The sequence below is a fragment of the Rhodococcus sp. NPDC003318 genome (assembly GCF_042879035.1).
Lineage (GTDB): Bacteria > Actinomycetota > Actinomycetes > Mycobacteriales > Mycobacteriaceae > Rhodococcus_G.
In genome coordinates, this window is the sequence record NZ_JBIAOU010000002.1 from 152,365 (window position 1) to 171,071 (window position 18,707).

General features: G+C 69.9%; 20 protein-coding genes. 8 read left to right on the forward strand and 12 right to left on the reverse strand.

From position 1 onward, the window contains the following. Window positions 1-2 precede the first annotated feature (2 nt). The 6 genes from ACFYVR_RS05980 to ACFYVR_RS06005 form a co-directional block, all read right to left on the reverse strand. Complete coding sequence (locus ACFYVR_RS05980) at window positions 3-491, reverse strand: nuclear transport factor 2 family protein (RefSeq protein ID WP_387470680.1); 489 nt, start codon at window positions 489-491, stop codon at window positions 3-5. A gap of 108 nt (window positions 492-599) precedes the next feature. Continuing rightward, window positions 600-1,715, reverse strand: coding sequence for an acyl-CoA dehydrogenase family protein (locus ACFYVR_RS05985; RefSeq protein ID WP_387470683.1), 1,116 nt, complete (start codon window positions 1,713-1,715; stop codon window positions 600-602). Further along, window positions 1,712-2,668: an acyl-CoA dehydrogenase family protein gene (locus ACFYVR_RS05990; RefSeq protein WP_387470687.1), complete on the reverse strand. Its 957-nt coding sequence runs from the start codon at window positions 2,666-2,668 to the stop codon at window positions 1,712-1,714. The genes ACFYVR_RS05985 and ACFYVR_RS05990 overlap by 4 nt, the downstream gene beginning before the upstream one ends. After that, entirely contained in the window at window positions 2,665-3,828 is a 1,164-nt protein-coding gene (locus ACFYVR_RS05995) for an acyl-CoA dehydrogenase family protein (protein WP_387470689.1), read from the reverse strand. The genes ACFYVR_RS05990 and ACFYVR_RS05995 overlap by 4 nt, the downstream gene beginning before the upstream one ends. After that, entirely contained in the window at window positions 3,828-4,787 is a 960-nt protein-coding gene (locus ACFYVR_RS06000) for an enoyl-CoA hydratase (RefSeq protein ID WP_387470692.1), read from the reverse strand. Before ACFYVR_RS06000 ends, ACFYVR_RS05995 begins: the two co-directional genes overlap by 1 nt. Beyond that, window positions 4,784-6,337 carry a FadD3 family acyl-CoA ligase gene (locus tag ACFYVR_RS06005; RefSeq protein WP_387470695.1) on the reverse strand — a complete coding sequence of 518 codons (1,554 nt, stop codon included), beginning with the start codon at window positions 6,335-6,337 and terminating at the stop codon, window positions 4,784-4,786. Before ACFYVR_RS06005 ends, ACFYVR_RS06000 begins: the two co-directional genes overlap by 4 nt. A gap of 45 nt (window positions 6,338-6,382) precedes the next feature. On the opposite strand from ACFYVR_RS06005, the gene ACFYVR_RS06010 reads away from it, so the two are divergent. The 3 genes from ACFYVR_RS06010 to ACFYVR_RS06020 all read left to right on the forward strand — a co-directional run bounded on the left by ACFYVR_RS06010 (window position 6,383) and on the right by ACFYVR_RS06020 (window position 9,615). Next, window positions 6,383-7,588 (forward strand): acyl-CoA dehydrogenase family protein, encoded by a 1,206-nt coding sequence (locus tag ACFYVR_RS06010; protein ID WP_387470698.1) that lies wholly within the window; start codon window positions 6,383-6,385, stop codon window positions 7,586-7,588. Beyond that, complete coding sequence (locus ACFYVR_RS06015; protein ID WP_387470701.1) at window positions 7,585-8,394, forward strand: SDR family oxidoreductase; 810 nt, start codon at window positions 7,585-7,587, stop codon at window positions 8,392-8,394. The genes ACFYVR_RS06010 and ACFYVR_RS06015 overlap by 4 nt, the downstream gene beginning before the upstream one ends. 195 nt (window positions 8,395-8,589) lie before the next feature. Further along, a complete protein-coding gene (locus tag ACFYVR_RS06020) occupies window positions 8,590-9,615 on the forward strand; it encodes a hypothetical protein (protein ID WP_387470703.1) in 1,026 nt (341 codons plus the stop codon). On the opposite strand, the gene ACFYVR_RS06025 is transcribed toward ACFYVR_RS06020, so the two are convergent. Further along, window positions 9,603-10,364: an SDR family NAD(P)-dependent oxidoreductase gene (locus ACFYVR_RS06025; protein ID WP_387470706.1), complete on the reverse strand. Its 762-nt coding sequence runs from the start codon at window positions 10,362-10,364 to the stop codon at window positions 9,603-9,605. The two genes, ACFYVR_RS06020 and ACFYVR_RS06025, sit on opposite strands and share 13 nt — an antisense overlap. A gap of 41 nt (window positions 10,365-10,405) precedes the next feature. On the opposite strand from ACFYVR_RS06025, the gene ACFYVR_RS06030 reads away from it, so the two are divergent. After that, window positions 10,406-11,032: a TetR/AcrR family transcriptional regulator gene (locus tag ACFYVR_RS06030; RefSeq protein ID WP_387470708.1), complete on the forward strand. Its 627-nt coding sequence runs from the start codon at window positions 10,406-10,408 to the stop codon at window positions 11,030-11,032. A 19-nt stretch (window positions 11,033-11,051) separates the two neighbouring features. After that, a complete protein-coding gene (locus ACFYVR_RS06035; RefSeq protein ID WP_387470710.1) occupies window positions 11,052-12,206 on the forward strand; it encodes an acetyl-CoA C-acetyltransferase in 1,155 nt (384 codons plus the stop codon). A 19-nt stretch (window positions 12,207-12,225) separates the two neighbouring features. Here ACFYVR_RS06035 and ACFYVR_RS06040 read toward each other — a convergent pair whose 3' ends face one another. Next, window positions 12,226-12,822, reverse strand: coding sequence for a TetR/AcrR family transcriptional regulator (locus ACFYVR_RS06040; RefSeq protein ID WP_387470712.1), 597 nt, complete (start codon window positions 12,820-12,822; stop codon window positions 12,226-12,228). Between the two features lie 85 nt (window positions 12,823-12,907). Between ACFYVR_RS06040 and ACFYVR_RS06045 the strand changes: the two genes are divergently transcribed. Next, on the forward strand, window positions 12,908-13,186 hold the full coding sequence (locus ACFYVR_RS06045) for a DUF2277 family protein (RefSeq protein WP_387470714.1): 279 nt from the start codon (window positions 12,908-12,910) through the stop codon (window positions 13,184-13,186). A 54-nt stretch (window positions 13,187-13,240) separates the two neighbouring features. Here the strand turns inward: ACFYVR_RS06045 and ACFYVR_RS06050 are convergent, their stop codons facing one another. From ACFYVR_RS06050 to echA20, 4 genes are read right to left on the reverse strand one after another with little or no spacing between them, the layout of a single operon-like run. Next, window positions 13,241-14,305 carry an NAD(P)H-dependent flavin oxidoreductase gene (locus tag ACFYVR_RS06050; protein ID WP_387470716.1) on the reverse strand — a complete coding sequence of 355 codons (1,065 nt, stop codon included), beginning with the start codon at window positions 14,303-14,305 and terminating at the stop codon, window positions 13,241-13,243. Further along, window positions 14,302-15,060: a CoA-transferase subunit beta gene (locus ACFYVR_RS06055; RefSeq protein ID WP_387470718.1), complete on the reverse strand. Its 759-nt coding sequence runs from the start codon at window positions 15,058-15,060 to the stop codon at window positions 14,302-14,304. Before ACFYVR_RS06055 ends, ACFYVR_RS06050 begins: the two co-directional genes overlap by 4 nt. Then, entirely contained in the window at window positions 15,057-15,941 is an 885-nt protein-coding gene (locus tag ACFYVR_RS06060; RefSeq protein WP_387471182.1) for a CoA transferase subunit A, read from the reverse strand. The genes ACFYVR_RS06055 and ACFYVR_RS06060 overlap by 4 nt, the downstream gene beginning before the upstream one ends. A gap of 7 nt (window positions 15,942-15,948) precedes the next feature. Next, window positions 15,949-16,728 carry a (7aS)-7a-methyl-1,5-dioxo-2,3,5,6,7,7a-hexahydro-1H-indene-carboxyl-CoA hydrolase gene (echA20, locus tag ACFYVR_RS06065; protein WP_387470720.1) on the reverse strand — a complete coding sequence of 260 codons (780 nt, stop codon included), beginning with the start codon at window positions 16,726-16,728 and terminating at the stop codon, window positions 15,949-15,951. Between the two features lie 137 nt (window positions 16,729-16,865). Here echA20 and ACFYVR_RS06070 point away from each other — a divergent pair, with 137 nt between their 5' ends. Both ACFYVR_RS06070 and ACFYVR_RS06075 read left to right on the forward strand, forming a co-directional pair. Next, window positions 16,866-17,642 (forward strand): SDR family oxidoreductase, encoded by a 777-nt coding sequence (locus ACFYVR_RS06070; protein ID WP_387470722.1) that lies wholly within the window; start codon window positions 16,866-16,868, stop codon window positions 17,640-17,642. Next, entirely contained in the window at window positions 17,639-18,580 is a 942-nt protein-coding gene (locus tag ACFYVR_RS06075; RefSeq protein WP_387470724.1) for an SDR family oxidoreductase, read from the forward strand. Before ACFYVR_RS06070 ends, ACFYVR_RS06075 begins: the two co-directional genes overlap by 4 nt. Window positions 18,581-18,707: the final 127 nt, after the last annotated feature.

The following is an 18,707-nucleotide window of genomic DNA, read 5'->3' on the forward strand; positions in this document are numbered from 1 at the left end:
GGTCACGCGTCACCGGCGGGGCGCGACGCCCACATGTGGGAGAGGAACCGGTGGCTCGGGACGTCGTCGAGCGAGATCATCGACTCGTAGATGCGCTGGTACGAGGTGCGGGTGATCCGCCAGCGACCGTCCTCGTCGCGGCGGTAGGCATCGTTGTAGTACCCGGCGCCGCGGATCAGGCTCTTGCCTTCCGGGACGATGACGGTGTCCTCGAAACACCACGAGCCGGTCGCGATGTCCCCGTCCACGGCGATCTCCGGGTGGCTGGCGACGTGCACCGTGGTGATGCCGGGGCCGAGGGTCGAGCCCATGAACCCGGCCAGTGCCTCGCGACCCTCGAACACCAGCGGGTCGGTGAGCGCGTGGGTGCCGTACTCGGCGACGACGTCGTGGGCGAGGGTGTCCGCGAACGCGTCCCACTGCTTGAGGTCGAGCGTCCGGAAGTACCGGTACTTGAGCTGACGGATCTCCTCGAGCGCTGCCAGGTCCATCCGCGGAGCATGGCAGCCCGGGCGCTCGGCGCGTGGTGGTTTCGCCGATTCCACCGACGCCGACGAGGGGTCCGGGCTCGCGGATCGTGGTCCGCGAGCCCGGCCCGGTCACTCGCCCAGTCCGGCATCCGCCGCCAGTGCCCGAAGGTGTGCGCGCGGCTGCCCGAACAGCTGAGCACTGCCGTGCGCCCGCTTGAAGAACAGCTGGGCGTCGTGCTCCCACGTGATCGCGATACCACCGTGCAGCTGGATGGCATCCGCGGTGACCGCCTGCAGCGCTTCGGAGCAGTACACCTTGGCGACGGTGGCGTCCGACGCCGCGGTCGCCGACCCCTCGGCCAGTGCGGCGACCGCCGCGTAGGACGCCGACCGTGCCGTCTCGACCAGGAAGTACAGGTCGGCCATCCGGTGCTTGAGGGCCTGGAAGCTGCCGATCGCCCGCCCGAACTGCACCCGCGACTTGCTGTACTCCACCGTGCTCGCCAACGACTGCTCGGCCGCGCCGACCTGCTCGGCGGACAGTGCGACACACGCGATCTCGCGCACCCGGTCGAGTGCCGCGGTGCCGTCGGTGGTGAGCAGGCGACCCGTCGCCCCGTCGAACTCGACGACCGCGAGGCTGCGGGTCGGGTCCATGGTCGGCACCCGGCGCCGGGTCACCCCCGGCTGCGCGGGGTCGACCTCGAACAGCGCAACGGCGCCGTCGACGTCGGCGGCCACGATCAGCACGTCGGCGTACGAGCCGTCGAGCACAAAATGGCTGCTGCCGGTCAGTGCGTCACCGGTCGCGGTGACGCCGACACGGGTGGTGTCCCAGCTGCCGTCGGCGCCGGTCCAGCACAGCGCCGCGATCGAGGTGCCCTCGGCGATACCGGGCAGCAACCGCTCGCCGGCTTCGCCGTCGCCGGACGCCAGGATCGATTGAGCGGCAAGGACAACCGATCCGAGCATGGGTGTCGGGGCGAGGGTGCGGCCGAGTTCCTCGAGCACGAGGTGGGTCTCGACGACGGTGGCACCGATGCCGCCGAACTCCTCGGGGATGGCCAGCGCCGCGACGCCGACCTGCTGGCACAGCAGGTACCACAGCGCCGAGTCGAAGCCGTGCTCGGACTCGGTGGCCTTGCGCACCGCGGCGGGGTCGGCGTGCTTCGCCAGCAGCGCGCGGACCGTCTTGCGGAGCTCGAGCTGTTCGTCGGTGAACGCACCGACCGCCGTGACACTCACAGCGCCTCCATCACTCGACCGCGGTGCTCGGCTGGCGTGCCCCACGCCGACCGCAGGGCGCGGGTCCTGGTCAGCCACAGCGACAGATCGTGTTCCTGGGTGTAGCCGATCGCGCCGTGCACCTGGAGGGCGACGCGCGACGCCCGGTACGCGGCGTCGCCACACGCGACCTTGGCCGCCGAGACGTCGCGGCGGGCCGTCGGGGATGCCTCACGCACCGACATGGCGGCACCGTGGAGCAGGGGTCGGGCCATCTCCAGCCCCACCGCGACACCCGCCAGGTGGTGCTTGATCGACTGCTGGCTGCCGATCGCCTTCCCGAACTGCTTGCGCTGCTTGGCGTACTCGGTGGTCATCTCGAGCATCGCCGTACCCAGCCCGAGCAGCTGGGCCGCGGTGGCGAGCGCGCCGAGGTCGAAGGCGTGTTCGGTGTCGGCGGTGCCGAGCGTCTCGGCGGCGGACGCGGTGTACAGCGTCCGGGACCGGTCGACGGACGTCCGGGCGTCGCCGACCGTGGCGGTGGACACCGTGGTCCCGTCGGCGACCAGCACCAGGTCGGCGCAGTGCGCGTCGACGGCGAACGGCACCCGTGGCGGCGCGGCGACGGTGGCCAGCGCGCCCTCGGCCAGTGCGGGCAGGCGATCCGGCGCCGCGCCGGCCAGCAGAATCGGTGCGACCGCGACCGTTTCCGCCACCGGCCCGGGCACCGCGTGGCGGCCCAGCTGCTCGACCGCGACCACCAGGTCGATCGCGTCCGCACCGATACCGCCGTGCTCCTCGCCGACGAGAAGGGCGTTCACCCCGGTCTCGGCGAGGCGCTGCCACACCTTCGTCCCGGGCTCGGTGTCCCCGGTGTTCCAGGCCCGGATCACGGCAGGCAGGTCGGACTTGGTCAGCAGGGAGTCGATGCTGTCTGCGAAGTCGGTGTGCGAGGAATCGAGTGCGAATCTCAACGGTCTGCCTTCGGTAGGCCGAGCAGGCGCTCGGCGATGACGTTCTTCTGGATCTCGTTGGTACCGGCGTAGATCGGGCCGGAGAGGGAGAACAGGTACCCGTCCATCCAGGCGCTGTCGGCGAGCTCGGACTCGGGGCCGAGGATGTCGAGTGCCGTCTCGTGGGCGGCGACGTCCCATTCGGACCAGAAGACCTTGTTGATCGACGACTCCGCGCCGAGCTGACCGCCGTCGTTCAATCGGGTCACGGTGCCCCACGTGCTCAGTTCGTAGGCGCGGGAACCGATCCAGGCGTCGACCACCCGATCGCGCAACGCGGTGTCGGACGGGTCCGCGCGGTCCTTCCACAGCCGGACGAGCCGGTCGGTGGCGGCGAGGAAACGTCCCGGGGAGCGCAGCGACAGTCCGCGTTCGTTGCTGGCGGTGCTCATCGCGACCCGCCAGCCCTCGTTCACGGCGCCGATCACGCCGGACTCACCGGGGTTGGCCGGGTCGTCGGGGACGAAGACGTCCTCGAGGAAGACCTCGGCGAACCCGGGCAGGCCGTCGAGCTGGTCGATCGGCCGGACGGTGACGCCCTTCGACCGCAGGTCGAACATGTAGTAGGTGATGCCCTTGTGGCGCTGTGCATCCGGATCGGACCGGAACAGGCCGAAACCCCAGTCGGCGAACGCGGCTCGCGAGCTCCAGGTCTTCTGACCGTTGAGGAGCCAGCCGCCGTCCACCCTGGTGGCGGTGGCGCGCAGGCTGGCCAGGTCGGAGCCGGACTCGGGCTCGGACCAGGCCTGCGCCCAGATGTCGTCCGCGCGTGCCATCCGCGGCATGATCCGGGCCAGCTGCTGCGGCGTCGCGTGCTCGAACAGGGTGGGCGCCAGCAGGAAGATACCGTTCTGGCTCACCCGGGCCGGCGCCCCGGACCGGTAGTACTCCTCCTCGAAGATCACCCACTGCTCGAGAGTCGCGTCGCGTCCGCCGTACTCCACCGGCCACGACACCACCGACAGACGCGCGTCGGCGAGCGTGTGCTCCCACTGCCGATGAGCTTCGAAGCCCTCCGCGGTGTCCATGTGCGGCAACGGTTGCGCCGGCACGTTCGCCGCGAGAAAGGCGCGCACCTCGTCGCGGAACGCGACCGTGCCCTCGTCGAATTCGAGATCCACTACTTCTCTCCAGCCTTCGTCGCCACGGCCGAGCCGTGCTCTGTCGGTGTGGCCGCGGCCGAGCTGCGTTTCATCGCCGCGGCGTCCATGCCGCCGAGGGGGCCCGTGCCGATCTCGGCGTTGTGTGCGTGCGCGAAGTGGTGCAGTCCGAACACCGAGTCCATGCCGGCGCGGATGCCCATCAGGTCCTCGCACTGGTTGACGGCCTTCTTCGTCAGCGCCAGCCCGAACTGCGGCATCGTCGCGATGCGATCGGCCAGGTCCATCGTGGTGGCCTCCAGTTCGGCGCGCGGCACCACCCGGCTGACCATGCCCCACTCGTAGGCACGCTGCGCGGAGAACCGGTCCCCGGTGTACAGGATCTCCTTCGCCGCGCGGGTACCGAGCACCCACGGATGCGCGAAGTACTCCACACCCGGAATGCCCATCCGGACAACGGGATCGGCGAAGAATGCGTCGTCGGACGCGACGATCAGGTCGCACACCCACGAGAGCATGAGACCGCCCGCGATGCACGCACCCTGCACCATCGCGATCATCGGCTTCGGTAGCTCGCGCCACCGCCGGCACATCCCCAGGTAGACCTCCATCTCGCGGGCGAACCGCTGGTCGCCGCCCGGCCGGTCCACGTGGTCCCACCACACCACGGCCTTGTTCTCGTACGAGACGTGGTGGTCACGGCCGACCGTGCCGATGTCGTGCCCGGCGCTGAAGTGGGCCCCGTTGCCCGCCAGCACGATCGCGCCGACGTCGGGGTCCTCGACGGCCCGGGTGAACGCGGCGTCCAGCGCGTATGTCATCACGGAGTTCTGGGCGTTGCGGTACGCCGGGCGGTTCATCGTCACGATCGCGACGCGTCCGCGCACCTCGTAGGTGACGACCTCGCCCTCGTCGGGAACCGATGCATTGGCATCGTCGGGGACGGTGGCGTCCGTGGCGTGATCGGGGGATGCGGTCACGACTTGTCCTCTCGCAGTTCGTTCTTGAGCACCTTGCCGGACGGATTGCGCGGCAGGGAATCGACGACGCGGATCTCCCGCGGCACCTTGAAATTCGCCAGGTTGTCCTTGCAGAAGGCGACGACCTCGTCGGGAAAGACGGTGCGCCCGGGCTTCGCGACCACGTAGGCCCGGCCCACCTCGCCCATCCGGGTGTCCGGAACACCGATCACCGCGGACTCGGCGACCGAGTCGATCCGGGCGAGGGCGTTCTCGATCTCCGCGGGGTACACGTTGAACCCGCCGGAGATGTACATGTCCTTGAGCCGGTCGGTGATGTCGATGTAGCCGCGCTCGTCCATGACCCCGACGTCGCCGGTGTGCAGCCAGCCGTCGGCGTCGATCGTCTTCGCGGTGGCCTCCGGGTCGTCGAGATAGCCGAGCATCACGTTGTCGCCGCGGACCAGGATCTCGCCCTGCTCGCCGATCCGGACCTCCATGCCGGGGACCGCACGCCCCGACGTCGTCGACACGGTGACCGGGTCGTCGTCGGTGCGGCACATCGTGACCACGACCGCCTCGGTCTGGCCGTACGCGGTGAGCACGGCCCGGTACGACAGCTCGCTCTGCAGTCGCTCGACCAGCGTCACCGGCACCGCGGCGGCGCCGGTGACCGCGACACGCAGGCTCGACAGGTCGTGGCCGTCGCGGCCCGGGAGGTCGAGTATCGACTGATGGATCGTCGGGGCGCCGGGCAGGATGCTGATCTTCTCGTCGGCGATCCTGGCCGCGACCTTCGGGACGTCGAAGATCGCCATCGGCACGATCGTCGCGCCGCGCAGCACGCACACCACGAAGCCGGCCTTGTATCCGAAGGTGTGGAAGAAGGGGTTGATGATCAGGTAACGGTCCGTCGCGGTCACCTCGGCGCACTCCGCCCACGACTGCGCTACGCCGATCGTCTGCCGGTGGGCGGTCATCACGCCCTTGCTCCTGCCGGTGGTCCCGGAGGTGAACAGGATGTCGGCGAGATCGTCCGGCCGCACGGCCTGCGCGCGGGCGTCGGCGACCTCGGCGGGCACCGATTCGGCGAGCGCGTCGAGTTCGGACCAGTCGATCACGCCCTCTACGGGTTCGCCCTCGTCGAACGGAATCCGGACGACGGTGTGCAGGCTGTCGAGGTCGCCGGGGGAGGCGGCGCGCACGAGGTCGGCGTACCGGTCCGACTTGAGGAACGGCCCGACGACGAACAGTGCGGTGGCCCGGGTGCGCCGGACCAGGTCGAGCGCCTCGGCGCCGGTGTACCGGGTGTTGATCGGCACGATGACCGCGCCCGCGTACTGCGCACCGAGCGCGGCGACCACCCAGTGGTGGGTGTTCGGTGCCCAGACGGCGACCCGGTCGCCGGCCTCGACACCGCGGGCGATCAGGGCACGCGCCGTGGTGCGCACCCGGTCGAGGAGGTCCCGGTAGTCGATCCGGACGTCGCCGTCGGCGATGGCCTCGTTGTCACCGAATTCACGAGCGGCCCGCGCGAGCGCCGCGGGGGTTGTCTGCACATCAGTGGTCACTGGACTCCTCTACCTAGCAAGTGCTTGGTAGGTTACTCTACCGATGTGGATGCAATCCAGGGGCTGGCAACAGCAGTAGACGACGAGACGTTCGCCGCCACCGTTCGGGAGTGGCTCACCGACAATCTGACCGGCGAATTCGCCGGACTTCGCGGACTGGGCGGACCGGGACGCGAGCACGAGGCATTCGAGGAGCGGCTCGCCTGGGACCGTCACCTCGCCGCCGCGGGGTGGACCTGCCTCGGCTGGCCGAAGGAGTACGGCGGCAAGGAAGCCACGATCAGCCAGCAGGTGATCTTCCACGAGGAGTACGCCCGCGCCGGGGCGCCCGCCCGGGTCAGTCACCTCGGTGAGGAGCTGCTCGGTCCCACGCTCATCGCGTTCGGCACCGAGGAGCAGAAGCGGCGCTTCCTGCCCGGCATCAACACCGTCACCGAACTGTGGTGCCAGGGCTACTCGGAGCCGAACGCCGGCTCCGACCTCGCGGGCGTCACCACCTCCGCGCGGCTCGACGGCGACCAGTGGCGGATCAACGGGCAGAAGGTGTGGACGTCGCTGGCGCACGTCGCGCAGTGGTGCTTCGTCGTCGCCCGCACCGAACCCGGATCGCAGCGCCACAAGGGCCTGTCCTACCTGCTGGTGCCGATGGATCAGCCGGGGATCGAGATCCGGCCGATCCTGCAGCTGACCGGGACGTCCGAGTTCAACGAGGTGTTCTTCGACGACGCCCGCACCGACGCCGACCTCGTCGTCGGCGAGCCCGGGCAGGGCTGGGCGGTCGCGATGGGCACCCTCACCTTCGAGCGCGGCATCTCCACCCTCAGCCAGCAGGTCGGTTTCGCGAAGGAACTCGCCGCGATCGTCGAACACGCCGAACGCAACGGTGCCGCACAGGATCCCGTCGTCAAGGACAAGCTCACCCGCGCCTGGATGGGCCTGCAGGTGATGCGCGCCCACGCCATGCGCACCCTGTCGTCGGTCGACGCCACCGGGAACGGCGGCGAGGCGTCCGTCGCAAAGCTGTTGTGGGCCAACTGGCATCGCGGACTCGGTGAACTCGCGATGGAGGTCGCGGGCGCCGACGGCCTGCTCGCCGGCGACGGACCCTTCGGTGCCGACGCCCACCTCAGCGACGAGCAACGACTGTTCCTGTTCAGCCGCGCCGACACCATCTACGGCGGATCCAACGAGATCCAGCGCAACATCATCGCCGAGCGCGTGCTCGGCCTACCCCGAGAGGCACGTCCGTGACCACTTCCACCGCGTCCCCACTGTCCGTAGCCCCCGCGGAGATCGAAGGTCACAACCTGCTGAAGGGCAAGAAGGTCGTCGTCACCGCGGCCGCGGGCACCGGCATCGGCTTCGCCACCGCCCGGCGCGCACTGCTCGAAGGCGCCGACGTCCTGGTCTCCGACTTCCACGAGCGGCGCCTCGGCGAGACCGTGGAGAAGCTGTCCGCCGAGTTCGGGGCACAGCAGGTCGAGTCGTTCGTGTGCGACGTCTCGAGCACCGAGCAGGTCGACGCGTTGATCTCCGGCGCGGTCGAGAAACTCGGCCGCATCGACGTTCTCGTCAACAACGCGGGCCTCGGCGGCGAGACGCCGATCGTCGACATGACCGACGAGCAGTGGGACCGCGTCGTCGACATCACCCTCACGAGCACCTTCCGGGCGACCCGAGCGGCACTGCGGTACTTCAAGACCGCCGACCACGGCGGTGTCCTGGTCAACAACGCGTCCGTCCTCGGCTGGCGTGCCCAGCACTCGCAGTCGCACTACGCCGCCGCGAAAGCCGGCGTCATGGCGTTGACGCGCTGCTCGGCGATCGAGGCCGCCGAGTACGGCGTTCGGATCAACGCGGTCGCCCCGTCCATCGCCAAGCACCCCTTCCTCGCGAAGGTCACCAGCGACGAACTGCTCGACACCCTCGCCTCCCGGGAGGCGTACGGCCGCGCCGCCGAGGTGTGGGAGATCGCCGCGACCATAGCGATGCTCGCCAGCGACTACACCACCTACCTGACCGGCGAGATCGTCTCCGTCTCCAGCCAGCGGGCGTAGGCGGCTCCGCCGCCCGTGAGTCCTTTCGGTCCGCACGCGGGCCACAAGGACTCACGGGCGCTGTGGATGGTTTCGCCGACGATCCACAGTTCGTATTCCGGTCGGTACGGCGCCGTCGCGTAGGGCCACGCTGGAGTGGTGCCCTCGACATCGGAGCCACGCGAACTGCGAACCCTGATCGACTCTCAGCACGGGATGGTCACTCAGAGCCAACTGACGGCCGTGGGCTTTCCGCGCACCCGTGTGCGCAACCGCCTCGACTCGGGACACTGGCAGCGGGTGCTCAGAGGTGTGTACTGCGTGACGACGGGTCCCCTCGACCGCCCGATGACCCTCATGGCCGCACTGGTCTACGGCGGCGGATCCGCGATGCTCAGCCATCGCACCGCCGCCGAGGAGTGGGGAATCCTGCCTGTCGATCCGACCGCACCGGTGCACGTCACGGTGCCCTACCGCCTGTCCGCGAAGGGGCAGTCCGCGACGCGGATTCGCGCGGGAACACCCGGGTGTCCCAAGCCGTTCGCGGGAACGGTCCTGCATCCCGGGGTTGTGGTGCACCGCTCGCGCGCACACGAGTACATCGGTGTGGACGGGGCGTTCCCGCGAACCGGGCTCGCCGACACGGCCGTAGACCTCGCGGTCGGGAAGCCGGATGCGCACGAGGCCTACGTCAGCCTCGTCGCATCCGTCACGAATCGGCGGATCAGACTCGCGGACGTGCATCGGCGCCTCGGCGAACGCAGGCCGTATCGATACGCGGCGGCGCTCCAGTCCGCGGTTCGGCTTCTCGCGGACGGTGTCCAGTCGGTACTCGAGTACCGCTACGCCGTCGACGTGGAGGCGGCACATCGTCTTCCCTCGGCGGACAGGCAGAGCCCCGTCGTCGTCGACGGCCGCACCCTGTGGGAAGACTGCGACTACTCCGCGAGCGGAGTCCCGCTGATCGTTCGACTGGACGGCCGTGCCACGCACTCGTCGAGGGAGGTGGCATTCCGGGACCGCCGACGGGACAACGCCGCGGAGCTCGAGGACCGACCGCGGCTGGTGTACGGGTTCGAGGAGGTCGAGGGCGATTCGTGTGCCGTGGCTCGGGAGGTCGAGGCCGTGTTGCGGCGAGAGGGCTGGGTGAGGCGGGAGGAGAACCCATGCCCCGCCTGTGAGTCCTTTCGGTCCGCCTGGGGGCCGAAAGGACTCACGGGAGGAGCCGCCTACGCCGTGTAGCCACCGTCGACGTTGAGCTTCTGACCGGTGACGAAGCCGGCCCTGCTGCTCGAGAGGAAGCACACCGCCTCCGCGATGTCGACGGCGGAGCCGAAGCGGTTCAACGGGATCCGGCTGCGCGCGACCGACAGCGCGCGCTCGTCGAGGTCGTCGCTGCCGATCAGCCGCTCCGCCATGCCGTCGGTGAGCATGCCGGGACCGACGGCGTTGAAGCGGACGCCGAAGCGGCCCTCCTCGACCGCGAACGCCCGCACGAGCGCCTCGACCGCGCCCTTGGTGCCGGACGACAGACCGTCGCGGACCGGGAAGCGGTCGGTCGCGGCGGTGGTCACCGCGACCACCGACCCCGCCGTGGCGCGGAGCGCGGGCAGGAAGGCGTGCACGACGGTGAAGAACGCCGTCGCCTCGGCGTTCAACTGTTGCGCGTAGTCGCCGGGGGAGACCTTCGACAGGTGCACCATCGGGACGTGGGGCCCGGCGGCGTGCACGAGGACGGCGGGGTCGCCGAACTCGGAGCGCACGAGGTCCGCCCAGTGGGCGACGGCGCCGGTGTCGGTCAGCTCGACGCGGTCGGCGCGGGCCCGGCCGCCCGCCCCGAGCGTCTCGCCGACGAGCGCGTCGGCGTGTCCGGTGTTGGCGCGGTAGGCGAGGGCGACGGCGTGTCCGTCGGCCGCGAGGCGTCGGACGATCTCGGATCCGATGCCGCCGGTCCCGCCGGTGACGACGGCGCAGCGTGTTGACTCGACCATCCATTGACCCTAGCAATTGCTTGGTTGGTATGCTGACACCCGTGACCCCACCGCCCCGCGCCGCCGACGACACTGCCACCAAGACCGGCCGCCGCGCCGAACTGCTCGACCTTGCTGCGTCGTTGTTCGCCGAGCGGGGCATGCGGGCGACCACCGTCCGCGACATCGCCGATGCCGCCGGAATTCTCTCCGGCAGCCTCTACCACCACTTCGACTCCAAGGAGTCGATGGTCGACGAGATCCTCCGCGGCTTCCTGGACGACCTCTTCGGACGGTACCGGGCCATCACCGACGCCGGCCTCGGGGCCCGCGCCACCCTCGAAGCACTCGTCGTCGCCTCGTTCGAGGCGATCGATCGCTCGCACTCCGCCGTCGCGATCTACCAGGACGAGGCCAAGCACCTCGTCGGCAACGAGCGGTTCTCCTACATCGACGAGCTCAACCGCGAGTTCCGGGCGCTGTGGGTGAACGTCCTCGAATCCGGCATCGCGGACGGCAGTTTCCGCCCCGACATCGACATCGAGCTCGTTTTCCGGTTCATGCGGGACACGGTCTGGGTCGCGGTCCGGTGGTACCGGCCCGGCGGACCGATGACCGCAGAAGCCGTCGCCAAGCAGTACCTCGCCATCGTTCTCGACGGGCTGACCAGCCCGGAGTCCCGATCCTGACCCTCCAGGGAGTACCTCCATGCCCGAGGCATACATCATCGACGCCATCCGCACCCCGATCGGCAAGCGCGGCGGCGCACTGTCCGCCGTGCACCCGATCGACCTCGGCGCGCACATCGTCAAGGCCCTCGTCGACCGCACCGGTATCGACCCGTCCGACATCGACGACGTCGTGTTCGGCTGCGTCGACGCGATCGGCGGCCAGGCGGGCAACATCGCCCGGATGTCCTGGCTCGCGGCCGGTCTGCCGCAGCACGTCCCCGGTGTGACCGTCGACCGCCAGTGCGGGTCGAGTCAGCAGGCCATCCAGTTCGGTGCGCAGGCGATCCTGTCGGGCACCGCCGACCTGGTCATCGCCGGCGGCGTGCAGAACATGAGCCAGATCCCGATCTCGGCCGCGATGCTCGTCGGCCAGCAGTACGGGTTCACCACGCCGACCGCGGAGTCGACGGGCTGGACCGAGCGCTACGGCGACCAGGATGTGTCCCAGTTCAAGGGCGCCGAGATGATCGCCGACAAGTGGGACATCAGCCGCGAGGACCTCGAGAAGTGGGCGCTGCAGAGCCACGAGCGGGCCCGCGCCGCGATCGCGGAGGGGCGTTTCGACAACGAGATCGTCCCGCTCGGCGACGCGACCGTCGACGAGGGACCGCGCGAGACCAGCCTCGAGAAGATGGCCGGGCTCAACGTCCTCGTCGAGGGCGGCAAGATGACCGCCGCTGTCGCGAGCCAGATCTCCGACGGTGCCAGCGCCCTGCTGCTCGCGTCGGAGGACGCCGTCGCGAAGCACGGGCTGAAGCCCCGCGCCCGCATCCACCACATGAGTGCCCGCGGCGACGACCCGATCTTCATGCTGTCCGCCCCGATTCCGGCCACCCGGCACGCCCTCGCGAAGACCGGCCTTACCGTCGACGACATCGACGTGATCGAGATCAACGAGGCCTTCGCGCCGGTCGTGCTGGCGTGGATCAAGGAGATCGGCGCGGACCCGGCGAAGGTCAACGTCAACGGCGGCGCCATCGCGCTGGGGCATCCCCTCGGTGCCACCGGCACCAAGCTGATGGCGACCCTGCTGGGTGAGCTCGAACGGACCGGCGGACGCTACGGCCTGCTCACCATCTGCGAGGGCGGTGGCACCGCCAACGTCACGATCGTCGAGCGCATCGGAGAGTGAGCGTCCGGCGCCGGGTGGATCAGCGGCCCAGGGTGCCGATCAGGGCGTGGAGGGCGTCGGCGATGTGTTCGCACCACTCGTCGGCGCCGTCGTAGCCGAGGGACACCCCGCGGATCATCGTCGACGCCACCAGCATGTCGAACACGACGGCCGCGGTGGCCTCCGCCTGCGCGTCGGGATTCGGTACCGCGGCGAGTACGCGTTCGACCAGCGCGGCGCGGGTCGGCACCTCGGCCCGCTGCACGAGCCGCTCGTGGACGCCGGCGTGGTGGTGGTAGGCCGACAACAGCCCGGGTATCGCGGACCGTGCCGCCGGATGAGCCGTGCGATCCAGGAAGGTTCGGGTCCAGGCGAGCAGATCGGCGCGGAGGTCGTCGGTCGGCGGCGGCAGCGGCACCTGGTCGCCCTCCTGGAGACCGAAGATCGCGTCCTCGATGATCATCTCGCGGGTCGCCCAACGTCGGTAGATCGCCGGGGCGCTGACCTGGGCGCGGCGGGCGATGGCCTGGATGGTCGTCTTCTGGTATCCGGTTTCGACGAGCAACTCCACCGTCGCCTGGAGTACCGCGCGATCGACCTGCGGGTCCCGCGGACGACCCGGCCCCGCGGTCTCCACACGACGATCCTGTGACCCATTCACAGGGCGGGACAATACCCGAGAAGCTGGGCGTTCCCTCCAGGCCCGGGGCTACGCTCGGGGCATGTGCCGAAACATCACCGAGCTGCGCGGGCTGGAACCTGCCGCGACCGCGGAGGAGATCGAGGCCGCCGCGGTCCAGTACGTCCGGAAGGTCAGTGGACTGCACAAACTGTCCGACAACACCAGGGAGCCGTTCGAGCGGGCGGTGGCCGAGGTCGCCGCGGTCACCGCGCGATTGCTCGCGGAGTTGCCCGAGCGTCGCCAGCCGCCGCAGACCGTGCCGCCGCTGCGCCGCCCCGAAGTCCGCGCCCGCATCGAAGCCGCCGCCGCGAACGGCTGAAGGCGGCCTTCGTCCGGTTGATCCGAACGAAGGCCGCCTTCGGCCGCGGGGAGGTCAGGCCTTCAGTGCGCCGAGGGCGTCGATGCGGGTGACGGCGTCGGCGACGATGCGCTCGATCAGTTCCCGGCAGCTGGGCAGGTCGTCGATCATGCCGACCACCTGACCGGACGCGAGTACGCCGGCCTCGGTGTTGCCCTCGACCAGGCCGGCCTTGAGCAGCATCGGGGTGTTGGCGGCCATGATGATCTGCTGCCAGGTGCGGTCGCCGGACTTCTTCATCGCCAGGCCGTCCCGGACCAGCGTCGACCACTTCATGCCGGTCATCGACCTGAACTTCATGGCGTTCCTCGTCGCGGCGACGAGTCCCTTTGCGTAGCTGGACTTCTCGAGGCTGTTGACCAGGTCGGTGTTGAGGACGCGATGCGGCATGCCGTCGACCTTCACGGACACCGTGGTGTCGGTCAGGCCCCGTTTCAGGTACTCCTGCTTCACCGAATCCGGCACCGCGGAGTCGCTGGTGAGCAGGAAGCGGGTGCCCATCGCGACACCGGCGGCGCCGTAGGACAGTGCCGCGGCCAGGCCGCGACCGTCGAAGAATCCGCCACCGGCGATCACCGGGATGTCCACGGCGTCCAGGACGCTCGGCAGCAGCAGCGTCGTCGCGACACCGCCGGTGTGGCCGCCGCCCTCACCGCCCTGCACGATCACCGCGTCGGCGCCCCACGACGCCACCTTCACGGCGTGCTTGGCGGCCCCGATCGACGGGACCACGACGACGCCGTTGTCCTTGAGCTTGGCGATCAGGTCCTTCTTCGGCGCGAGTGCGAACGACGCGACCTTGACCTGCTCGCGGATCAGCAGGTCGATGCGCTGCGGTGCGTCGGACGCGTCGGCGCGGATGTTGACCCCGAAGGGCTTGTCCGTCAACGACTTCGTCTTCGCGACCGCCGCCTCGAGCTCGTCGTAGGTCATCGTCGCGGACGCGAGGATGCCGAGACCGCCGGCGTTGCAGGTGGCCGCGGTCAGGCGCGGACCCGACACCCAGCCCATTCCGGTCTGCACGATCGGGTGATCGATGCCGACCAGTTCGGTCAGCGGGGTGCGCAGCCGACCGGTCATGCCGGAACCTCGAGGTTGCGCAGCCCCTTCGGATCGAGAACCTCACGGATCAGCCGCAGTTCCTCGCTCGTCGGCTCGCGGGTGACGCCGGCGTCGGCGAGTCCGGCGACCTCGAACGAGGTGTTCTCGGTGACCTCGTCGGCGGTGACGCCGGGGTGCAGGCTCAGGGCGCGGAACGTGCGGTCGGGGCCGCCGAAGTCGAACGATCCGAGGTTGGTGACGACGCGATACACGTTCAGGTACTTGAACGCCGGGTTCTGCGGGTCGACCTTGTCGTAGCCGACTCCGGAGACGACGTCGACCCCGTCGCAGAAAACCCGGGTGCTGTGCTTGCCGACCCAGTAGCTGGTGGCGTGGTTGATCGTGTTGCCCGGCGCGCCGCGGACCCCGAACATCTGCCGCTTCGGCTGCTGCAGGGGACCGAACGCGGAGAGGTTCTGGTTGCCGTGCCGGTCGATCTGGTTGGCGCCCATGACCACGTGCCGGCGACCGGACGCGACGACGTCGAACACCTTCCGGAACGGCATCCACCCCTCGACGGCACCCGTCCCGCCGAGGGCGGGGGTGTCCGCGAGAATCAGTGCCTCGCCGTCGGTGATCAGCAGGTCCGGTTCGGTGGTCAGCCGGGCGAGCCGGGCACCGAGCTGCGACATCGTCGACATCGGGCTGGCCATGATTTCTCCTGCGCCGGAGAAGATCTCGGCGCAGGCGATCGCGCAGTACTCGGCGCGCGTGACGGTCTCGGTGGCGGTCATGCCTGCTCCCCGGTCTTCTCGGCATCGGCGTGGAACTGTGTGACGGCGGCCTGGTAGTCCTCCTCGGACCCGGACAGGAACCGGTCGACGAACGCCTGCCACGATTCGGGGGTCTTCGCGGCCTCGGCGTAGTGCCGCTGGAACTTCTCGTCGCGGCCGTACGAGTCGCCGGCGACGGTGAAGTGCGCGCCGTTCGGGGCCTCCACGACACCGTCGACCATCATGCGGTTGAGGATCAGCTGCTGCAGCGGAACCTCCTTGACGAGCTGTTCGGTGTCGACGATCTTCTCCACCGACAGGTACCGCTTCTCGGCCGCCAGGCAGTAGAGATCGTCGAAGTACGGGTCGACTCCCTGGTAACCGGCGTTGCCGTGCGCGTCGCCGATGTTCAGGTGCACGAACGCCGCGTCGAGGTTCAGCGCCGGAATCGCGATCAGCGTCTCGGGCCGTCCGGACTCGTCGGGGTAGGGCGACGTGACGGTCTTCAGTTCGTCGCCCCAGAAGTTCTGCACGTCCGAGCCGAGGCCGGCGCGGATCGGGAGGAACGGCAGGCGCGCGGCCGCGGCTTCGAGCCCGCACTTGACCATGCCCTCGTCCATCTCGCGGGCGACGAGTTCACCGGAGGTGCGGGCCTTGGCGAACCACGGATCGTAGAACGGCGCCGAGTCCAGCGACACGAACCCGTAGTACGCCTTGCGGACCTTGCCCGCCGAGCACAGCAGTCCGAGGTCCGGTCCGCCGTAGGTGACGACGGTCAGATCCTTGACGTCCGAGCGCAGGATCGCCCGCACGAACGCCATCGGCTTGCGCCGCGAACCCCAGCCGCCGAGGCCGATCGTCATGCCGCTGCGCAGCTCGCCGACCGCCTCGTCGAGCGTCATCCTCTTGTCACGCACTGTCTTTCACTCCCTTGTTCGCACGCGGCTTGCCGGTGGCGACGAACTCGTCGCGGTGCTCGTCGGCGACGCCGGCGAGGTTCAACTCGAACGTGAAGCCCTGCTCGAGTCGGTAGCTGGTGTGCACGTCCTGGACGTCGATCCGGTTGATCGCCTCCTTCGCGCGCCGGATCACCCGAGTGTCCTTGGCGGCGATCTCGCCGGCGATCTTGATCGCCGCGGCGTCGAGTTCGCCGCGCGGGACGACGTCCCAGACGGAACCGAACTGCTTGAGCGTCTGGGCGTCGACGTTGCGGGCGGTGTAGTACAGCGTCCGCAACATGTGCTGCGGGACGAGGCGGGCCAGGTGGGTCGCGGCGCCGAGTGCCCCGCGATCGACCTCGGGCAGCCCGAAGACCGCGTCGTCGGACGCGACGATGACGTCGGCGTTGCCGACCAGGCCGATGCCGCCGCCGACGCAGAAGCCGCCCACGGCGACGACGACCGGGACCTCGCAGTCGTACACGGCTGAGAACGCGGCCGCGCAGCCGTGGTTGGCCTCGATCAGGGCGCCGTGTCCCTCGGTGGCCTGCATCTCCTTGATGTCCACGCCGGCGTTGAAGCCGCGCCCCTCGGCTCGCAGGATCACCACGTGGGTGCTCGGATCCCTGCCTGCCTCGCGGATTGCGTCGGCCAGTTCGAACCAGCCGCGCGCAGGGATCGCGTTCACGGGCGGGTAGTCGACGGTGACCGTGGTGATGCCGGCCCCGTCGGAAGTGGAGGTGATTCCCATGGTGTTTCCTTAGGTAGGTCGCCAAACCAAGCGATTGCTTGGTAAGTTAGCACATCTGCGGGTCGAGCTGGAGTCCGTCGCCCGGACCGCAGTGGAACTCGGGCACCCGGACGGGTGGCTCACATCGGAGGTACGTGGTGGATCTGGGTCTGGACGGAAGCGTCGTGCTCGTGACCGGCGGAGTTCGCGGCGTGGGGGCGGGCATCAGCCGCGCGTTCCTGCGGGCGGGCGCGACGGTGGTGACCTGCGCGCGGCGTCCCGCGGACGAGCCGATCGAGGAGGCCGGTCGCGGTGTCGACTTCCTCGCGTGCGACGTGCGCGACGCCGAACAGATACACGAGATGGTGGAGCGGATCGTCGCACGGCACGGCCGGCTCGACACCGTCGTCAACAACGCGGGCGGTGCGCCCTTCGCGCTCGCCGCCGACGCGAGCCCGCGCTATCACTCGAAGATCATCGAACTGAACCTTCTTGCGCCGCTGCATGTCTCGCAGGCCGCGAACGCGGTGATGCAGCAACAGGACTCGGGTGGCTCGATCGTGATGATCTCGAGCGTCAGCGGCGCCCGGCCGTCACCCGGCACCGCGGCCTACGGCGCCGCGAAGGCCGGCGTCGACAGCCTCACCCGCAGTCTCGCCGTCGAGTGGGCGCCGAAGGTCCGGGTCAACTCGGTCGTCGTCGGCATGGTGGAGACCGAGCTGAGCCACCTCCACTACGGCGGAGCCGACGGTGTCGCCGCGGTCGGCGACACCGTCCCACTGGGCAGACTCGCCCGTCCCGAGGAGATCGGGAACTGTGCAGTATTCCTGGCATCGCCGCTGTCGTCGTACGTCAGCGGATCCACCCTGACCGCCCACGGCGGCGGCGAACGTCCCGCCTTCCTGGCGGCGGCAACAACGGAGGAGAGCAAGTGAGCGGATTGGTGGACGGCCGCGTCGTCATCGTGACGGGCGCGGGCCGCGGCATCGGACGGGCGCACGCGCTGGCGTTCGCGGCGCAGGGCGCCAAGGTCGTCGTCAACGACATCGGTGTCGCAAAGGACGGCACCGCCGTCGGTGTGGGTAGCGACGGCTCCGCCACCGGCGAGAGCCCCGGCGAGCAGGTCGTCGCCGAGATCGTCGCGGCCGGCGGAACCGCCGTCGTCAACGGCGACGACGTCGCGGACTGGGACGGTGCACAGAACCTGGTGAGGACCGCCGTCGACAATTTCGGCGGCCTCGACGTCCTGGTCAACAACGCGGGCTTCCTGCGGGACCGGATGCTCGTCGGGATGAGCGAGCAGGAGTGGGACGCGGTGATCCGCGTGCACCTCAAGGGTCACTTCGCCCCGCTGCGTCACGCCGCCGCGTACTGGCGGGCCGAGTCGAAGGCCGGACGCCGGGTCGATGCCCGGATCGTGAACACCAGTTCGGGTGCGGGCCTGATGGGCAGCATCGGCCAGGGCAACTACGCCGCGGCGAAGGCCGGTATCGCGGAGATGACCATCCAGGCGGCGGCAGAGCTGAAGAACTACGGGGTCACCGTCAACGCCATCGCCCCCGCCGCACGCACCCGCATGACGCTCGGCGCGGGCGGTGCGATGGCCGAGAACATGGCCGCGCCCGACAGTGGTTTCGACGCGATGGCTCCGGAGAACATCTCGCCGCTGGTGGTGTGGCTCGGATCGGCGGAGTCGAAGGACGTCACGGGCCGGGTGTTCGAGGTCGAGGGCGGTCGGATCACCGTCGCCGAGGGCTGGCGGCACGGACCCACCCAGGACAAGGGCGAGCGCTGGGATCCGAAGGAGATCGGCCCCGTGGTCGCCGATCTGCTGGCCAAGGCGGAGCCCCCCACGCCCGTCTACGGCGCGTAGCGCAGTGGTGGGGGGGGGGGGGGGCCCCCCCCCCCCGCCCCCCCACCCCCGCCCCCCCCCCCCCGGGGGCGGGGGGGGCGCGAAAACGTGGCCGGGCGAGAAGCGCCACAGCCGAGGCGGCAGCGGA

Coding starts and splice junctions, on each gene's coding strand:
- echA20 (WP_387470720.1), bottom strand. CDS start 16,728: ATGGGAATCACCTCCACTTCCGACGGGGCCGGCATCACCACGGTCACC.
- ACFYVR_RS06045 (WP_387470714.1), top strand. CDS start 12,908: ATGTGCCGAAACATCACCGAGCTGCGCGGGCTGGAACCTGCCGCGACC.
- ACFYVR_RS06060 (WP_387471182.1), bottom strand. CDS start 15,941: ATGACGCTCGACGAGGCGGTCGGCGAGCTGCGCAGCGGCATGACGATC.
- ACFYVR_RS06035 (WP_387470710.1), top strand. CDS start 11,052: ATGCCCGAGGCATACATCATCGACGCCATCCGCACCCCGATCGGCAAG.
- ACFYVR_RS06025 (WP_387470706.1), bottom strand. CDS start 10,364: ATGGTCGAGTCAACACGCTGCGCCGTCGTCACCGGCGGGACCGGCGGC.
- ACFYVR_RS06020 (WP_387470703.1), top strand. CDS start 8,590: ATGGTCACTCAGAGCCAACTGACGGCCGTGGGCTTTCCGCGCACCCGT.
- ACFYVR_RS06050 (WP_387470716.1), bottom strand. CDS start 14,305: ATGACCGGTCGGCTGCGCACCCCGCTGACCGAACTGGTCGGCATCGAT.
- ACFYVR_RS06055 (WP_387470718.1), bottom strand. CDS start 15,060: ATGACCGCCACCGAGACCGTCACGCGCGCCGAGTACTGCGCGATCGCC.
- ACFYVR_RS05980 (WP_387470680.1), bottom strand. CDS start 491: ATGGACCTGGCAGCGCTCGAGGAGATCCGTCAGCTCAAGTACCGGTAC.